This is a genomic window from Roseovarius sp. M141 (genome assembly GCF_024355225.1).
GTDB lineage: Bacteria > Pseudomonadota > Alphaproteobacteria > Rhodobacterales > Rhodobacteraceae > Roseovarius.
In genome coordinates, this window is sequence record NZ_VCNH01000002.1 from 129,452 (window position 1) to 146,950 (window position 17,499).

The 17,499-nt window shown below is 64.8% G+C and carries 11 protein-coding genes and 2 pseudogenes; 8 read left to right on the forward strand and 5 right to left on the reverse strand.

Annotation, left to right across the window (positions count from 1 at the left end):
* Positions 1-15 precede the first annotated feature (15 nt).
* From FGD77_RS01960 to FGD77_RS01980, 5 genes and pseudogenes are all read left to right on the forward strand, one after another.
* On the forward strand, positions 16-813 hold the full coding sequence (locus FGD77_RS01960) for an ABC transporter permease (protein WP_255005848.1): 798 nt from the start codon (positions 16-18) through the stop codon (positions 811-813).
* Between the two features lie 64 nt (positions 814-877).
* Positions 878-1,960, forward strand: coding sequence for a rhamnan synthesis F family protein (locus FGD77_RS01965; RefSeq protein WP_255005849.1), 1,083 nt, complete (start codon positions 878-880; stop codon positions 1,958-1,960).
* An 83-nt stretch (positions 1,961-2,043) separates the two neighbouring features.
* A complete protein-coding gene (locus FGD77_RS01970) occupies positions 2,044-3,111 on the forward strand; it encodes a hypothetical protein (protein WP_255005850.1) in 1,068 nt (355 codons plus the stop codon).
* 160 nt (positions 3,112-3,271) lie between these two features.
* Positions 3,272-4,855, forward strand: a complete 1,584-nt coding sequence (locus FGD77_RS22240; protein ID WP_255005851.1) for a hypothetical protein — start codon at positions 3,272-3,274, stop codon at positions 4,853-4,855.
* A 71-nt stretch (positions 4,856-4,926) separates the two neighbouring features.
* Positions 4,927-5,310 (forward strand): annotated as a pseudogene (locus tag FGD77_RS01980) (calcium-binding protein); the annotation flags it as partial.
* A gap of 130 nt (positions 5,311-5,440) precedes the next feature.
* Here FGD77_RS01980 and FGD77_RS01985 read toward each other — a convergent pair.
* Positions 5,441-5,560: pseudogene (locus FGD77_RS01985) on the reverse strand (DUF2793 domain-containing protein); the annotation flags it as partial.
* A 189-nt stretch (positions 5,561-5,749) separates the two neighbouring features.
* Here FGD77_RS01985 and FGD77_RS01990 point away from each other — a divergent pair.
* Together FGD77_RS01990 and FGD77_RS01995 are read left to right on the forward strand one after the other, a co-directional pair.
* Positions 5,750-8,221, forward strand: coding sequence for a hypothetical protein (locus tag FGD77_RS01990; RefSeq protein ID WP_255005852.1), 2,472 nt, complete (start codon positions 5,750-5,752; stop codon positions 8,219-8,221).
* On the forward strand, positions 8,221-9,408 hold the full coding sequence (locus FGD77_RS01995) for a glycosyltransferase (protein ID WP_255005853.1): 1,188 nt from the start codon (positions 8,221-8,223) through the stop codon (positions 9,406-9,408). Before FGD77_RS01990 ends, FGD77_RS01995 begins: the two co-directional genes overlap by 1 nt.
* Here FGD77_RS01995 and FGD77_RS02000 read toward each other — a convergent pair.
* From FGD77_RS02000 to FGD77_RS22245, 4 genes are read right to left on the reverse strand one after another with little or no spacing between them, the layout of a single operon-like run.
* Positions 9,378-10,037, reverse strand: a complete 660-nt coding sequence (locus FGD77_RS02000; RefSeq protein WP_255005854.1) for a class I SAM-dependent methyltransferase — start codon at positions 10,035-10,037, stop codon at positions 9,378-9,380. The genes FGD77_RS01995 and FGD77_RS02000 overlap by 31 nt on opposite strands.
* Before the next feature lie 8 nt (positions 10,038-10,045).
* Positions 10,046-12,193 carry a hypothetical protein gene (locus tag FGD77_RS02005; RefSeq protein ID WP_255005855.1) on the reverse strand — a complete coding sequence of 716 codons (2,148 nt, stop codon included), beginning with the start codon at positions 12,191-12,193 and terminating at the stop codon, positions 10,046-10,048.
* On the reverse strand, positions 12,190-13,890 hold the full coding sequence (locus tag FGD77_RS02010; RefSeq protein WP_255005857.1) for a glycosyltransferase: 1,701 nt from the start codon (positions 13,888-13,890) through the stop codon (positions 12,190-12,192). The genes FGD77_RS02005 and FGD77_RS02010 overlap by 4 nt, the downstream gene beginning before the upstream one ends.
* Positions 13,887-14,399 carry a hypothetical protein gene (locus tag FGD77_RS22245; RefSeq protein ID WP_255005859.1) on the reverse strand — a complete coding sequence of 171 codons (513 nt, stop codon included), beginning with the start codon at positions 14,397-14,399 and terminating at the stop codon, positions 13,887-13,889. The genes FGD77_RS02010 and FGD77_RS22245 overlap by 4 nt, the downstream gene beginning before the upstream one ends.
* Positions 14,400-14,570: 171 nt before the next feature.
* On the opposite strand from FGD77_RS22245, the gene FGD77_RS02020 reads away from it, so the two are divergent.
* Positions 14,571-17,402, forward strand: coding sequence for a glycosyltransferase (locus FGD77_RS02020; protein WP_255005861.1), 2,832 nt, complete (start codon positions 14,571-14,573; stop codon positions 17,400-17,402).
* The last annotated feature ends 97 nt before the right edge of the window (positions 17,403-17,499 follow it).

The window sequence follows — 17,499 nt, forward strand, 5'->3', positions numbered from 1 at the left end:
GCGAGCCCAGACCTCATGCCGTTTCCCGCCGCCCAGACACCCGGATCGCCCCGCTTCCGGTTTTTCCGTTCTGTGGCGGCTCTTGTCCTGCGGGAAATGACAACCACCTACGGGCGTTCTCCGGGGGGATACCTGTGGGTCATCCTGGAACCCGTCATCGGTGTGGCCCTGTTGACCGTGGTGTTCAGCCTGATTTCGCGCACCCCGCCGCTGGGGACGAATTTCCCGATCTTCTATGCGACGGGGATGCTGCCCTTTACCATGTATGTGGCCATCGGCAACCTGATCGCCGGCGCGATCAAATTCTCCAAACCCTTCCTGAACTATCCCGCCGTGAGTTTCATGGATGCGCTGCTGGCGCGGTTCCTGCTGACGGCGGTGACGCATATGATCGTGATGGTCATGGTGATCACGGGAATCATCGTGATGTATGATCTCAAGCTGATCATCAGCTGGCCGATGATCTTTTCCTCGATTGGCATGGTTCTTGCGCTGGGGTTTTCCATCGGGGTGGCGAATTGCTTCATGTTCACCAAGTTTCCGATCTGGCAAAGCTTCTGGAACATCCTGACCCGGCCGCTTTTCCTGCTGTCGGGGATTATCTTCATCCCGGAAAACGTGCCGGCCAATTTCCGGCCCTATCTGCTGTACAACCCCTTGGTCCATGTCACCTCCCAGATGCGCAAAGGGTTCTATCCCACTTATGACGCCCCCTACGTAGAGCCGCTTTATGTGTATACGATCGCCATCATAGTCGGCATTCTGGGGCTGCTGTTCTTGCTGCGCTATCACAAGGACCTGGCCCTGCTGTGAGCGGATGCAAAACCGGGTGCGGCCCGTGATCTTTCCCCCGATAGGCCGCAAGGTGCGGACCGTCTTGCGCTATCTTTTCCCCTCCGCGCGCGAGCGGGCATACCTGCGCGCCCTGCGCCGCTCCGGCGCGTTCGACCGTGCGTTCTATCTGAAGGCGCATCCGGGGTTGCATCCGCTGTTTCGCCTGATGCCCCAGCGCCATTACGTGCAATGGGGCGAGGCCAAGGGGCTGAGCCCCAACGCGCGGTTTGCGCCGCGCGCCTATCTGCACCACAATCCCGATCTGGACCCGGTTCTGACGCGCCCATTGCTGCACTACATCGAAACCGGGCGCTATCAGGCCCGCACGACGCTGCTGGATCACGGCGTGCAGGCACTGCCCGATCTGCCGGTCATCACGCCAGCGCCGCCCGCAGCGAAACCGGCACCGGTCGCGGTGGTCCTGCATCTTTATTATCTTGATATGTGGAATGAATTCGCCGCCCCCCTGCACGCGCAGGAGTTTGCGTTCGACCTCTTCGTCACCCTGACCCGCACGGAGGACAGCGCCCGCACCGCCGCAGTCCAGAGCAGGATTTCAGCCGCCTTTCCGCAGGCGCGCATATGGATCTTGCCCAATCACGGGCGGGATATCTTTCCCTTCATCCACCTGCTGAATGCGGGGCTGCTGGACCCCTACGCAGCCGTGTGCAAACTGCACAGCAAGAAGTCGCCACATCGCAGCGATGGCAATGACTGGCGGCGCGGACTGACCGCCGGTGTTCTGGGCGCGCCCCGGCTGACCCGCAGACGTCTGGACACCTTCCTGCGCGACCCGGGCGCGGGCTTCTGGGTCGCCGACGGGCATCGCTTTGCCGGGGACCGGCATTGGGGCGTGAACCGACCCCGCGCCGAAACGCTGCTGGCGCGCGCGGGCCATACCATTCCCCCCGGCCCGCTCTGCTTTCCCGCTGGCTCGATCTATTGGGTCAAGCAAGAGGTTCTGCAAGCGATCGCGGGCCTGCATCTATCGGCGGAAAATTTCGAACCCGAACAGGCGCTGGTCGACGGGACCACGGCGCATGCGCTGGAACGGCTGCTGGGCAGCCTTGCCACGCTGACCGGAAAATCCGTGCGCGAGGCGCAGGAGCTGGACGCGCAGGGCTGATCCCCGATGCACGGGGCGGGCGCTGGTATTCGCCCCTGCCCTCCTCCATATACGGCAGGCGTTTCCATCAATGCGGGGCACAGATGGCCAGAGTTTTCCTACATGTTGGCGGGCACAAGACCGGCACCAGCTATCTGCAGGCCATGTTTCACGCCAATGCGGCCCTGCTGGCCCGACATGGTATCCACTATCCCGATATCGGCCCCAACAATGCCCATCACGCGCTGGCCGCCCCATGGATCAGCACGCCTGACATCCCTGATGCGTTTTTCGGCCCGGCGGGGCGCAAAGGCCTGTGGGATCGGCTGATCGCGCAATATGCCGACATGCCCGGCACGGTATTCCTGTCAGCCGAAAACTTTACCCGCGTGCGGCCTCAACGTGTGGATATGGCCCAGCTTGCAGCGCGGCTGCGCGCCTTCGGCGAGGTGCGCGTGGTCTACACGATGCGCCAGCAGGTCGAACTGCTGCAATCGCTGTGGATGCAGGTGGCCAAGACCCGGCCGGCGCCGAATTTGCGCAAATACGTCAAGGCCGGCCTGTCGGACCGCCGCGGGGGCGGCGTGCCGATCGATCACTCGAACGTCTATACCGCGTTGCTGGAAGGGTTCCGCCCCGAAGAGATCCGGCTGGTCGATTACGCCAGCATGAAAAACAGCGAAGGTGGCATTGTCGGCACCTTCCTGCGGCTGATGGACAGCGATCTGAAGGCGGATGCGCTGGCGCCCTTGAAATCGCAGGAAAATGCCAATATTTCGCCCGATCCGATAGAATTCTTCGTCGCGACCGAGATCATGAACCGCGAGGCCCCTCCGCCCGGCGATCTGATCGAAACGATACGCTGCGCCATTCGTCCGGGCGATGCCCCTGCCGCCACGTTGCTCAGCCGCTCCGAGCACTCGAAACTGCGCCGTCGTTTCGTCAACTCGAACAATTCACTGGTCGAACGGGTCCAACCGGTTCAGCCCGGCTTTGTGTTCGATCCGGGCAGCGTGCCGCCCGATCTGTTTTTCCGGGATGATCTGACGACAGCCCACTGGACGCGCGTGGCGGCCGCTTTGTACAGCCGCAATGTTACCGCCACATCCGCGCCGCGCCCGCTGATACGGCGGATTCTGGACCGATATCAGGGCGTTTCAGGTTCCAGCTGACCCACAGGTTTCACCGAAACGGCATTCGTTTTCAACTTGTCTGAATTTGGCTTTAAAATAGAGAGATAAGCCAACTTTCTGACGCCTTTGCGACATGCCTCTGTCGGGCCGCCCCATCACCCATGAGATCGCGCACGGACGCTGTCTTGGGGGTAAGAAAGTGGGCATTCTATCGCTGATCCAGACCGTCTGGGGGGCCGAGTTGGACACCCTGGGCCAAGTCGGCCGGATCGACGTAACCGGGGGTTCCGGCGCTCACACGGTGATGATTCAGGATCTGGCGACAGGCCGCTTCAGCGCGGCTGATCTGACCGGCAGCATGCTGCGGGCCAGTGATTTCACGACCCAGAAACCCCAGACAGGCGATCAGCAGACCCTGCACTTCGACGGCGCGGCGCGCCCCATCGACCGCGCCACCGTGACCCGGCTGGCCGAAGACGGCGGCAGCGCCAAGGCCTATCTGGACGGGGTCGGCTTTTACGGCAATCAGGTCACGCTTCACGGGCTGCAAAGCGGCGGGCGGGAGTACATCTATGCCGCAAGGCCCGGCGGCGCGGGGCTGTCGGCCTATCAGCGCGACAGCTCCGGCAATCTGATCCTGCGCCAGACCATAGAGGACAGCGCCACAAAGTCCTATGCAGGCATCAGCGCCCTGGACAGCATCACCACCTCTGGCGGGCACACCTACCTGCTGACGGCCTCGATGCATGAGAACGCGCTCAGCGTCCTTTCAGTGGCCGCCGATGGCAAGCTCACCACAAAGGCCACGATTGGATTTGCCGACCAGCTTCCCGTGGACCAGCCATCCGTGCTGCGCACGGTGCAGGCGGGAAATGACAGTTTCGTGTTGCTGGGCAGTTACGGCACCGGATCGCTGACCGTCCTGCGCCTGGCCGACAACGGCGCGCTGAACTTTGTCGATCAGGTCAACGACACACGCGACACCCGTTTCGCCGGAATCGCCGCGCTCGACGTGATAGAGATCAACGGTCAGACGCTGGTGGCCGTGGGCGGATCGGACGGCGGGATCAGCCTGTTTCAGATGCTGCCAAGCGGGCGCCTGATCGAACGCGGCACCTTCGAGGACACGCTGCAGACCGCGCTGGACGGGGTCGCTCAACTTCGGTTCGTGGTCCATGGCAATGGCAGCGTCGAACTTCTGGTCCTGTCCACCCGTGACAGCGGCCTGACCCGCCTGGCGATCGATGTCGGCAGCAACGGTGTCACCGCGCAGGGCCGCAGTGGCGGATCGGGCAACGATGTCCTGACGGCTTCTGCCGCGGGCGGCACATTGCAGGGCGGCAATGGCAACGACATTCTCATTGATGGCGCCGGGCGCGATACGCTGCATGGCGGTTTTGGGGCGGATATCTTTATCTTTACCCCTGACGACGAAATCGACACGGTCAGCGATTTCGACATCACGATGGACCGGCTTGACCTGAGCGCCTACCACTCGGTCCGCGATATCAGCGGGCTGATTTTCCACTCCCGCGCCGACGGCGCCGAGATTACGATCGAGGGCGACCTGCTGCGCCTGAAAAGCAGCAATGGCAGCCCCCTGACCGCCGCCGAATTCAGCCGCACGGCGCTGTTCAACGCCGATCACATCCTGATGTCGACCAAGATTCCCCTGCGGGGCGGTGACGGGAACGATCTTCTCATGTGGGGCCCGCATGCCGATACGGTAATCGGGGCAAGGGCCACGACACGATATCCTTCGCCGAGGCGGATCAGGGTGTGATCGTCGATTTCAACAACGGCACTGCCAATGTCGGCGATGGGCAGGGCCATGCCCTGTCCGAAATCGAAAGCGTGATCGGCAGCAATTACGCGGATCTGATCATCGGGGATGCCAACGCGAACAATCTGGAAGGCGGCGCAGGCAATGACACGCTGATCGGGGGCGGCGGTGGGGACTGGATCACTCCGGGTGCAGGCAATGACGTGGTCGATGGCGGCAGCGGATCGGACATGGTCAGCCTCTTTGACCTCAGCCAAGGCGCCATCATCAATCTGGAAACCGGCATCGTCCGGTCGGGGCAGGACACAAAGCTGATCAGCAATGTCGAAAACATCACCGGAACGATCCATGGCGATTTCATTCAGGGTGACGAGTCAGACAACCGGCTCCGGGGTCTGGGCCACTACGACTGGTTTGTCGGCTCTGGCGGATCGGACAGCTATGACGGGGGCACCGGGCGCGACATGGTCAGCTATGTCTATTCTGATACGGGGGTCACCGCCGATCTGGGCACGGGGCGTGGCATGGCCGGTCAGGCGGCGGGCGATACCTATATCGGCATCGAACGCCTGACCGGATCGATCGGATCACGCTCAGCTGCACCAGGGCATCGAGCCGCCGTAATGTCTCGTTATGGGTCACATGCTTTTGGGCCTGTGCGGGCTGCAGATACGGCAACGCGAGCCGGGCGGATGTATCGGACATGAGGCGATCCTGTATTTGTAAGGGACTGGTGCAGGGTTTTCGCACCGACCCTTTCACAAATGCCTAATGCTCCGTGCGCTGCTATCGCCCCACGCGCAACAGATCGCGCGCACCCTGCACCTTGACGGCCAGGGCGGTTTCGGCGATTCCGGTCCACAGGTTCAGGTTTCAGACACGGAAGAACGCATTTTGTCAGACCCGATAGCGCGGCTTCAGCGTGACGTATCACCAGGCATCCGCTATCGACTGACGTTCTCGGCAGAGATCTCGAACCCCTCTGGCCTGCACCCCGCACTGGTGCGTTTCGTCTTTCTGGATGCGGCAGGAACGGCGCTGCCCGATCCCGATACCGGCGGGGAGGGCGCGGCAGCCTTCGCGCATTCCTCCATTTTTGGCGCCTATCGCTATATCGGCAAACCGGCAAAGGCGGGTCCGGTCGCCGTGGATATGGTCTTTGCCGTTCCGGAAAACTGCACCAGCGTCCAGCTTGAGCTGCATCTTTGGAGGGCCGGCCAGGTGCGGATGCACGACAAGATGATGCTGGCGCCCGCCTCGCCCGACGATGCCGATGCCGAACGCGACATACAACTCGCAGAGCAAACCATGGGGACCGAGCATTTTTCCGTACGCCCGGGCGAAAGCTACGATCTGGACCTTACCTTCAAGCGCGGTGCGCTGCTTCGGCCGCGTGATGCATTGGTGGCGTTTCGGTTCCTTGACGCCACCGGCGCGTGGGTCGATCCGCCGCCCAATCTGGCAACGTCCGATCAGGTCGGGGCCTTCCGCTATGTCGTGCCAGATGAACATGCTGGCGCAGGGATGGCCAGCATCACGGTGCCGGCGCGCTGCACCGCCATGCAGGTGCGTGTCCTGCGCTGGAACACCGGCGCGGACCTGCATCTGCGCGCCCTGCGGCTGATATGGCTTGGCGCGCCCGAAAATATCGGCGCACAGGGCACGGCCAGCATCGACCCCGCAGGCCACTATGCCCTGCGCGGCCGTATTCGGGCCTGCGGCGGCGAAGGAACCCTGCTCGGCGCTGTGCATCTGATGTTCAGCGACGATCAAGGCGCGCCCCTGCTGGCCCAGGCCGAGGGATTGTCCAGATCCGATCGTTTCGTGAATCACATTCGCCTTGCCAAACCGTCGCAGGATCTGATCGACGAGACCGGCAGTTTTTCCCTTGCTCACGCATTTGTCGCCCCGCCCGGGGCCACCCGGGTAGCATGGCGGGTGCTGTCGGGTACGGGCGGCTGGCAGCTTGATTGCGGGGCACCGCTGAGCCTGACGCCCTTTTGCGATGCGCCGCTGCCGCAGATCGATGCGCTGCCCGCCTCGGCCCGCGCAAGCGACCTTGCCGCAGAGCAGACGCAGGCCCTGCGCACGGTCCTGCCTGCCGCACCGATCTGGCAGACGGCGGCCCTGGGCAGGATGCACCTGCTGGGTCAGGCGCTCTGCGCGGTGCAGCCGGACACCTGGATCGCCGTGACCGGGCAAATCAGCGGCGCATCGCAAGCCCATATTTGCCCGCTCTATTTCGACAAGGCCCTGACGCCGCTTCCCGACGCCCCCTGCCTGGGATGCGCGTCCGAAGAAGGTCTGGGGCCCGCGCGGTCCGTTGCATTGCAGCCGCAAAAGGGGGGCGCCATGGGCTTTGACGAAAGCTTTCTCACCCCCCCGAATGCCGATTTTGCTGCCTTTCATCTGGTCGCACCCCCGCAAGGGGACACGCCGCCGGAGGGAACCCGGCTTGTGACATCCCCGCGCGCGCCGGATGCGGTCTGCGGTGATATGGATGTTGGCACGCTGACCCCGGCACAGCTGCGCAGCACGGTGCAACTGGCCGAAGCCGTCGGGCATCTGCGGCTACAGGCCGCAGCCTGTCACGCATTGGCCGTAGCCGAGCCGGGACAAGACGCTTTCGCACGCCGGGCGCAAGAGCTTGACGAGGTGCTGGAACCGCTTGACCCGGGCTGGTTGCCGACGGTGGCTGGGCCGGTCACCGATGTGCCCGATCCCGGCAGTGTATTCTATCTGATGACAGGTCTCGCCCCCGAGGATGGCGGCGCTGATGCCGTGCGAAATGCGGCTCTGTTACAGGCGCAAGTGGCCGGGGGGCTGCATCCGGTGGTCTGCCTGCCACTGGCGCAGCCCGAACCGGGCGTAACCGCTGCGCAGCCCGACGGGCAGCATGTCACGCAGCGCGACGGTCTGCGCATCATCCGTCCCGGATACCGCGCCCTGGACCCGGCGCGCATGCCGCCCGCCGCCCTGCTCGAGCTTGAAACAGACATTGCAGGGCAGGCTCTGCACGCCCATGCCTGCGGCCTGATCCATGCCTGCGGCGATTGGGATATCGCGCTCAAGGCGCTGGCATTGGCCACCCATCACGGGCTGCCGTTTGTCTATGAACCGCGCGCCGCTGATCTGTTGCCAGCCGCCCCGCGCACCAGACTGCATCGTGACCAGCAAAACCGCTGCATCGCTGCCGCCGATGCAATCATCATCGCCGCCCAGGACCGCTTTGACGCGCCAGAGATATGCAAGACGCTTCGGGGCAGAGTGTTCTGCCTGCCCGATCCCGCTGATCCGGCAGGCCATGCGGCGGCCTATGCCCATGCGCGCGCGCATCACGCCGCCACCCGTGGAGGACAGCGCTGATGGCCCTGCCGCTGCCCCTGATCGAGCCGGCCACAGCCAGCCGCACGCTGGTCTCGCTTTGGCGCGCCCTGCACCACACCAACCCCGGACCGGCGGGCCGGCCCCCGACCCTGTTGCTGACGCTGCCGACGGCCTGGGCCAACCGCTATCAGGTTCTGCTCTACGGTCAGGCGGCGCGCCACGGAGTTGCCGTGGCCGGCTTGCGCCTGCCCAAAGATCTGGCGCATGTGTCTTGGCCCGGCCCTGTCGTGCTGCATGCGCATTGGTTCGCCGCGATCTTCTACGGCGCCCTGTCAGAAGCCGACGCCATGGCGCGGCTGACCCGCACCATCGACATGATCGAGACCTTTCGCGCGCGCACCGGGGCCCGGCTTTTGTGGACGGCGCATAATGTCTTTCCCCACGGCAATGCCTACCCGCAGACCTATCTGGCCCTGCGGCGCTGGATATTCGACAGTTTCGATGCCGTGCATGTGATGGACGATGCGCATCTGCCCCTGCTCGAGCAGGCCTTTGACCGCGCCGCGCCTCCTGCCTTTACCGTGCCGCACATGACCTATGACGGCACTGTTCCCGACAGCGTCGATGCCATCGCCGCGCGGGCCCATTTCAGCATACCGCGCGATGCGTTCGTGTTCGGCTCTTTCGGGTCGTTGCAGGGCTACAAGAATATCGGCCCGTTTCTGCAACGGTTCACCGCGCTTGCCAATGCCCGGCCAGAGCGCACAATGGCCGCCCTTGTCGGCGGCCTGCCCAGCGACCGCGATATCGCCCGTGATCTGGTCCACAGGTTCGGCACCGATCCCCGCATCACCCTGCTGGCGCGCAAGGTCGAAGATACCGAGATCCAGTATTTGCACCGGGCGGCCGATGTCATGGTCCTGCCCTACCGAGAGACGCTCAATTCCGGGGCCGCGATGATGGCCGCCACCTTCGCGAAACCCTTCGTCATGCCAGCCACCCCGGGGGCCGAGGCGCTGATACCTATCGGGGCGCAGCTTTTTGACCGGAACGCCGCTGACGGGCTGGGCCAGGCGCTGGAAAACTGCCTGTCGCATCCGGCCACCCCACCTGATCCCGCCGCCCTTGCGGCCCTCGCGCCGCCGCGCATTTCGGCCATGTTCTTTCGCGCGCTTGATGAGGTGCTTGCCCGCCCCTATTCCCGCACCAGCATCACATCGTTGTAGAGCATCGTCTGCAAAGCCATGTAGCGGAATTTCCACGGGTTGCTCTGGCAGAATTCATGCACCGCCCGCGCGACGCCGCAATGGTACATGCTGCTTGCCGACCAGACGGTATAGTCGTTGAAGATCAGAACCCCCGCTGGTTTCAGCTTTGGCACTGCCGCCTTGATGTCCTTCATCACGCCTTCATAGGCGTGATCGCCATCAATGTAGATCATGTCGAAATGGGCGTCCGGCATCTGGCCCAGATGGGCCGAACTGTCGCCGACATGGGTCGTGATCCGCGCATCCGGACGGGCCAGTTCAGCCCGGATCTGAGGATTGACCAATCGCGAGATGTCGATGTCGAACAGGTGCAGATGGTCAGGCGCGCAGCGGTTGAAAATCTCCAGCGAGAAATCGCCGCGGTCCACCCCGACCTCGGCCATCACGCCGCCCTTGGCCACCTTGTCCAGCAGGGCATACCGGTTCGGCAGCAGCGCGCAATCTGCCAGTTTGGACGCGGCCAGTTCCGGTGCCGGATTGTGATAGCGGCCCTTCTGCTTGCGAAAGGCGGCGAGTGTTTTCGCGAAATTGCGCCGGGCGCGCTCGACATCATCGAAGGTGATTTTCTGTGGTGGTTCTTTGGTCATGGGGGCGCTCACAATTTCAGGAAATGCTGCGTGAATGACGCGACATCGTGGATTTTTACCCGCTCGGCCAGTTTGATCCGGGCCGCGGCGCGGGCGCTGCCTGGCTGATCGGCAAAGGCGCACAAGGCCGGTATGGCCCGGGTCATGTCCGCATGAACGTAAGGGGCAAATAGCGACCTCGCCCCGGGCCAGTCATGCACCACCGGATAGCAGCCCGATGCCATACCTTCCAGCACGGACGTATGACAGCCTTCCGTGTCCGAACTGGATATGATGGTGCCAATGCCGCGATACCATTCCTCCATATCGCTGCCCGGCAGATCGAACCGCACAGCCTGTGTCAGACCCGGGTCGGAAAAGATGCGGTTGAACACCCGCTCGAAATCGGCGCGGCTGTCCTCGCGGTTGTTCCAGACCCAGTCGATTTCCCACGGCATGACACTGCGCACGGCCAGCGTAAAGCGCGGATCCACCCGGCGCAGCGCGACCAGAAAATCGATCGCGCGGTCGAAACGCTTGTGCTCGAACGGGTTGATGCCCACCAGCCCGAGGGTGAATTGCGCCTGCGCCAGCTTGGGGCGGCCCAGCTGCGGCCAGTCGATATATTGCGCCATGACATGCACCCGGCCCGGGTCCACGCCGAAACGCTGCACCATCATGTCGCGGAAATGCTCGGACACCACAATCAGGGCGTCGACCTTGTCCCAGTCCACCCTTTCGGGAAAATCGCGGAACGCCTCGAAGCGGTGCAGCCGCACGATCAGCCGCGTGCCGGCGCGCTTGTTGCGGCTGTGCCAGACGGCGTTCTCGCAGCACCATTCGCAAAACACCGTATCGATGTGCTCAGGCACCACGGGGCTGCCGTCAGGCTTTGTCGTGGTGAGCCAGTTCTGCCACTCCAGCGTGATCGCCGCATCGCCGCGCAGCTGGTCAACGAACTGGAGCAGAAACTTGCGCTCGTGGGTGGCGATCAGAATGCGGCGCGGGCCATGATCGGGCGCGCCGGGGTGTTTCCTGCTGCCACGGATCGCCTCGGCCAGCCGCTCGGACAGGGCCTCGGCGGAAAAATCCGCCGCGATCCTTGCGATCCGGGTCAATGCCGCGTCATGCTCGGCGCTGCCCTTGCCCGCCATGATCTGCAGCACGCGGGCGCCGACATCCTCACAGGCGATATCGATATAATAGGGGTAATCATCCCCGAACAGCGCGCGGTTCAACGCATTGTCGTTCAGGATCGGCGCCACGCCCAGAGTGCAGAATTCGACAATCTTGGTCGAGATTTCAATCACATCGTCATAGCGGTCATGGCGCAGGCAATAGGCGAAATCCGCCCGCCCCATGCGGGCCTTGGCCTGCGCATGGGGGACGTTGGTGACCAGTTCGACACCCGCGATGCGCCCCTCCGCCAGATCCGCACGGAACCGATCCACCCGTTTGAAGAAGTCGCGGTATTTCGGGCGGTGGGTATCCTTGCCCGCGATCAGGCTAACCCCCAGGCCGGGGGTATCGCCGACCACCGCGCAGATATCCAGCAACCAGTCGAGCCCGTAATGCAGATCAACCTTGCCCGAATAGCACAGCACGGCGCGATCCGCGGCGCGCGGCGGCGGCGGATCGCCGCGAAACACGATGGGGGGCACCACATGCACCACATGCGCGGGATAATCGCTGAGCGATTCAAGCGCGTATTTGGCGGTATCGCTTTGCACCACCACGGGCACGCGGGCGGCGCGCCCCAGCCGGACCCAATCGGGTTCGGGCTGTGCCAGATCGGGAATGGCGCTGGGGGCATAACCGACGACGCGGGGGGCAAAACCCGGCGCGGCCAGAAGCTCTTCCAGATAGGCGGTGCCGCGCACAAAGATCCGCTCGAACGCGCCGTTCTGCGATTCCCAATCGCTCAGGGTGGCAATCAGCGCGTCCGCGTCCAGCCGGTCCTGCGGGGCTCCTGTCAAGGCGGCAATATCGTCCATATCCACGATCCGGATATTGGCGGGCACCTCATCGGCCAGAACCCGGTCGGTGAGGCGATGGGACAAAAGCAGCGTGGTGTCGAAATCCGGTTGCAGCGCCAACAGCTTGCACACGTTCAGCAACCAGATGGTCGACCCGTCGATCAGGTTGAAGTTCTGTTCGGCCAGCACCGCGATCTTCATGGCAGGACCTCCTCCAGCACGGCGGCGACCGTACGATAGAGCGGCGCCTGCGAGCGGTTGACAGGCCCCGTCACCTGGCAGCGCCAGCCGCGCTCGGTGGCGATGCGGCAGGCGGTCATCACCAGCCGGTTCAGACGCATGTCATGAATCGACCACAGGCCCGCCCAGTCGCCAGGCTGGGTCTGCAACCCGGCCCAGTCGATCACGAACACCCCGGGCGTCGCTGTCGCCAGATGCGCCAGAATATTGGTGCGCGTCAGCCGCGCGACCCCGTCGCCCTTCAGATGCCGCCCCGGCCCCAGACAGGCCAGCGTCTGCGCCCCCCGCTCAAAGACGACCTGCGGCAGGACCCCGATATCAAACGCGCCGCCCGGCCCGGCATGGCCCTGCCCCGGTCCAAACCCATCCGCAAAAACCTGCGCCATGCGCGTATGCTGCTTTGCGGCCTCAACCTGTAGCAGCCGCGACATCACACGCACCCGCTCGGGCCAGCGCACGCTGGCGCGGATATCGGGCGCAGCCGGGGCAGGCGTCGCCGCCAACTGATCGCGCACCATGCCCGCCAGCGCATCCAGATCGCCCTCGGCAAACAGTCTGGCGTCGATATCCGCAGCGATTTCGGCCAGCGACGGCATGTCCGTCATGAAGAACGGCACCCCATAGGCCGCCGCCGCATAAGGTTTCAGCGGCGCCACGATGTCGGTCATGTCCGAGCGCAGGCGCGGCATCACGATGGCATCCAGCAATGTGTAATAGGCGCCGATCCGGTCCCAGGACTGCTGCGCTGCGAAATGCACATGCGCCTGAACGCCCAGACTTTCGGCAAGCGCGCGCAGCCCGGATTCCTGCGACGGGGCGTGCTGCGATCCGATCAGACCCTTGGGCGCGCTGGACCCGACGATCAGCAGGCCCACATCGATATCTTCGCGGCGCAGGCGTGCCACCAGATGCACCAGCAATCCGGTGCCCTCGTATTCCGACAGCGATCCGACATATCCCAGCAGATGGCGCTCGGTGATGCCCAGACTCTTGCGGGTGATGCCCTTGGCGATGGGGCCGGGGGGCGACACGCCGTTGGGCGCCAGATGGATCTTGGCCTCAGGCACGCCGCGGCGGATCATCTCGGCGCGCATGGGCCCGTTCAGGGTGAACACCGCAGCGGCATCGCGGGCGATGCGCAGCTCGTAATCGCGGGTGCGTTGATATTCCTCTGACTGGGCGTATTCCGGCTCGACCGCCGCGCGCGACATTTCCCAGAACCCGCGCTGTTCGTAGAAGAACGCGCAGCCATGGCGCCGTGCGGCGTTCTGTGCAGGCTCTGCGTTTTCCCAGTTCGACACGCCGATAACGACACCGGGGCGAAAGATCCCGAACGCCTCAAGCAATGCGGCCTCGGCGCGGCGCAACCGTGTGCGCCTGCTGTCCTCGGGGTTCGCCGCCAGCGGCAGGAAGACATAGCGCACCCCGTCGACGATCTCTTCGGATCGCACCGGTCCGGCGGCGGTGAAACCTTCGATGCTCCAGGGTCTGCCGGGGCGATTGATGACAACCACGTCATGCCCCAGCCCCACCAGGGCGCGCGCGACCTCATGAGTGCGCACCGCATAGCCGTTGCTGGAATACGGGTAGCTGTGACTGACCACATACGCCACGCGATCCGGAAGGCACCAGTCTGCATCGGGGCTGCGCGGGCTCACACCGTGCCCTCGCCCGGCCCTGTGGCCATGCCGGGGCGGATCGCGCGGCCCTCGCGCCAGCCTGCGTGCAGATAGTGCAACAGCGGATTGATCCCGACCTGTGCAATATCGGGATACAGATGCAGATAATGGGCCGTGCTGAACCACGGGCCGGGGTCGCGCAACTCGGTGGCCCCAAAACGCAGGTAATGCCCCGCAGGATCCCCCCCCGCCTCGCGCACATCCGCGTATTGGGCCAGATACCACGCGCCGTCGAACAGCCCGCAATCCCGAATGGTCTGAACCTCGCGGCGTCGCCGCAGCGCGGGGATCACCCGCCACGCAAGACGTGACACAAGCCCCCCCGCAGCCGGACGCATGCAGATGACAGGATGGGTGGCCTCCAGATGGCGCACCTGCTGTTCCAGCGCCTTGCTGCGCAGATAAAGCGCCTCGGTGCGGCCCTGCATCTGCGCGACCAGCGGTGCAAGGGGGGACGATCCGGGCTTTTTGGTGGCATCATTCGACACAGAAAAGATATCCGTTCCGGTGCGTTTACTGAAATAAATACGCTGCAAGAGCAGTCCAGCCAGACGCTAAATGGCCTTGATCAGGCTTGATGTAAAGTGTCATTGTCCCGGCTTCAGGCCGCATGACCGCCCCTTGACGCGGGGCCCGACCAAGACGGAGCCCTCCCCCGCATGGCACGCTTTCGCGCCGATCATTTCGATCCCGATTGGTATCTGTCGGTCTACCCCGACGTTGGCCGCGCGGGCATCGATCCGCGCAAACACTATTTGCGCCACGGCCGGGTAGAGGGGCGCCTGCCCTGCCTGCTGACCGCGATGCTGCGGGAACGCGATCTGGCGATGGGAATGCTGGAGGGCGGCGTGGACGCGCTGCGCGACATCGCCCGCCAGGATGCCCATCCCGGCGAACGGGCCTGGGCCGCCATCGCCATCGCCCGGCAGGCCGCAGCGCGCGGCGACTGGCCACAGGCCGAGGATGCCCTGTCCGCGCTGGACCCGGCCCGTGACCTGATCCACGGCTTTGGCCTGCCCGATCCGGCACTGCTGGCGATCGAAAGCGCCGTGATGGCGGGTGACCCTTCGCGCGCGCGCGCGCTGCTGGGCAAGGCTGTGCGCGGTTTCGGGCGCACGCCCGATCTGATGCTGGCACAGTGCAACATCATTGCCGCCACCAACGGCCATACAGGTGCATGGCACCGCCACATGGCCCTGCTTTTTGGCGGTGCAGGCCTTGCCGGACCGCGTGTGGCTCGCGCGGCGGGCGATCTGCCCGCCTTTGACCGGCTGCAGACATCGCGCTGGCCCCTGCCCTTCGCCGCCATCCATCGCGGCCCGCTGGTCAGTGTCCTGATGCCCGCCCGCAATGCGGCAACGACCATCGAGACCGCCCTGCGCAGCCTGATGGCGCAAAGCTGGCACGCGCTGGAAATTCTGGTGATCGATAACGGTTCAACCGACGATACACGCGCCATGGTGGCACGGCTGGGCCAGACCGATCCGCGCATTCGCCTGCTGGACGGGGCGCAGGCGCCCGGCGCCTATGCTGCGCGCAATATCGGGCTTGCGGCGGCCGGGGGGGCGTTCATCACGGTGCAGGACGCCGATGACTGGTCGCACCCGGCCCGCATCGCGTTTCAGGTGCGCCGCCTGCTGCGCAAACCTGCCGCAGCGGCCAGCGTATCGCACTGGGTCCGCGCCACGCCGGATCTGCGGTTCACCCGCTGGTGGGGCGATGCGGGGCTGGTCCATCGCAACACCTCGTCCCTGATGATCCGCGCGGCGCTGCGCGATACGCTGGGCTTCTGGGACCGCACCCGCGCCGGCGCCGATACCGAATACTGGCAGCGTATCCGGCATGTCCATGGTGATACCGCCGTGTCCGAAGTGCGACCCGGCCTGCCGCTGGCCTTCGGGCGACAGACGGACAGTTCCCTGACCCGCCACGGTGATACCAATATCGCATCTCTGCGGATGGGCGCGCGGCGCAGCTATCATCTGGCCAGCCTGCGCTGGCATGCCCGCGCGGCAGATACCGGGGCGCTTCCCCTGCCCCAGCACCCTGCGCAGCGCCCCTTTGCCATCCCCGACAGCATCGGCGTGGGCGATCCTGCCGCCCAAATGCAGCCCGAAGACCTGATCCGCCAGTCCGGACTGTTCGACGAAGGCTGGTATCTGCAAACCTATGCCGATCTGCGCGCCGCCCCCGGCGGAACCGGCGTGGACGGCGCCGTCCATTATCTGGAAACCGGCGCATCCGAAGGACGTGACCCCGGCCCCGGTTTCAGCACCACGGGATATGCGCTGGCCCATGGCGTCACCGACCAGAATCCGCTGCTGCACTATCTGCACACAGGCCGCGCCAGGGGGCTTGATCCCCTGCCGGTGCTGGCCGGCGATCTGGCCGCCCGCGACCCTGCCCGCCCGGTGCTGTTCTTTGGCCATCAGGCGCGCCGGGAAATCTTCGGGGCAGAGCGCAGCCTGCTCGACATGCTCGACCGGGCACGGGGCGCAGGGCTGACGCCGTCGGTGGTGCTGCCGCATGTGATGAATGCGGATTACCTTGCCGCGCTGAAACTGCGCTGCCACCGCATCCATGTGCGCCCCTTCGGCTGGCTGTTCGGCGGGGTTGCGCCGCATCCGGCCACGCTTGCCGGTCTGTGCGCGCTGATCCGTGACAGCGGCGCACAGGACATTCACCAGAATACGCTGGTGATGGACGCCCCCCTGCGCGCGGCGCGCCAACTGGGGCTACGCACGACCGTGCATATACGCGAACTGCCGGGCAGTGACCCGCAGCTATGTCTGGATCTGGGCCTGACCGCCCCTGCCCTGCGCAGACAGATCCTGAGCAGCGCCGACCGGTTCGTGGTCAACTCGCGCGCTGTGCAAGACTGGCTGGGGGCGGACGCCTCCCGCGTCGGTCTGGTGCATAATACTGCTGATCCGGCTCTGTTCGATGTTGCTTTCGCACCTGCAACGCCGCCCCGCGTTGCATTGATCGGCAGCCTGTCCGCAAAAAAAGGCGTGGCGGACATGGTCAGGCTGGCGCATCTGGCAGACCGCGCCGGTGTGAAGGCACAGTTCAGGCTGATCGGCCCCTGCGCGCCGGACCCGGCACAGTTTGGAAAACTGCCGCCCAATCTGTGCTACGCGGGCTATGCCGACAGCCCTGTCGATGCCATGAAGGGCGCCGATATTGTGCTCAGCATCAGCCACTTTGCCGAAAGCTTCGGGCGCACCGTGCTGGAGGCGATGGCCGCCGGCCGGCCGGTGATCTGCTATGACCGTGGCACCCCGCCCGATCTGGTCGGGCGCGACGGCAGCGCCGGCCACGTGGTGGCGGCGGATGATCCGCAGGCGGTGCTGGATGCGCTGCGCCTGTTGCTGGGCGATGCAACCGCTCTGACAAAGGTATCGGATGCGGCCCGCCGCCGGGCATGGCAGCTTCAGCAGGGCGCGTTGGCCGCAGCGGCCGGGGTTTATGCCTCCGCGAACCAAGGCTGACCAGCGGCGCTGATATCCGCTGCTGGCAGGTGCGCGCAGGCTTTTCGCGTTGCAATCCGGTCCAGAACCTCTACCCAGAGCAGAAATATCCGGCCTG

What these genes read in the sequence shown, in the direction of transcription:
- FGD77_RS02000 (WP_255005854.1), bottom strand. Translation starts at nt 10,037, where the DNA reads ATGACCAAAGAACCACCACAGAAAATCACCTTCGATGATGTCGAGCGC.
- FGD77_RS02020 (WP_255005861.1), top strand. Translation starts at nt 14,571, where the DNA reads ATGGCACGCTTTCGCGCCGATCATTTCGATCCCGATTGGTATCTGTCG.
- FGD77_RS01970 (WP_255005850.1), top strand. Translation starts at nt 2,044, where the DNA reads ATGGCCAGAGTTTTCCTACATGTTGGCGGGCACAAGACCGGCACCAGC.
- FGD77_RS01960 (WP_255005848.1), top strand. Translation starts at nt 16, where the DNA reads ATGCCGTTTCCCGCCGCCCAGACACCCGGATCGCCCCGCTTCCGGTTT.
- FGD77_RS02005 (WP_255005855.1), bottom strand. Translation starts at nt 12,193, where the DNA reads ATGAAGATCGCGGTGCTGGCCGAACAGAACTTCAACCTGATCGACGGG.
- FGD77_RS01995 (WP_255005853.1), top strand. Translation starts at nt 8,221, where the DNA reads ATGGCCCTGCCGCTGCCCCTGATCGAGCCGGCCACAGCCAGCCGCACG.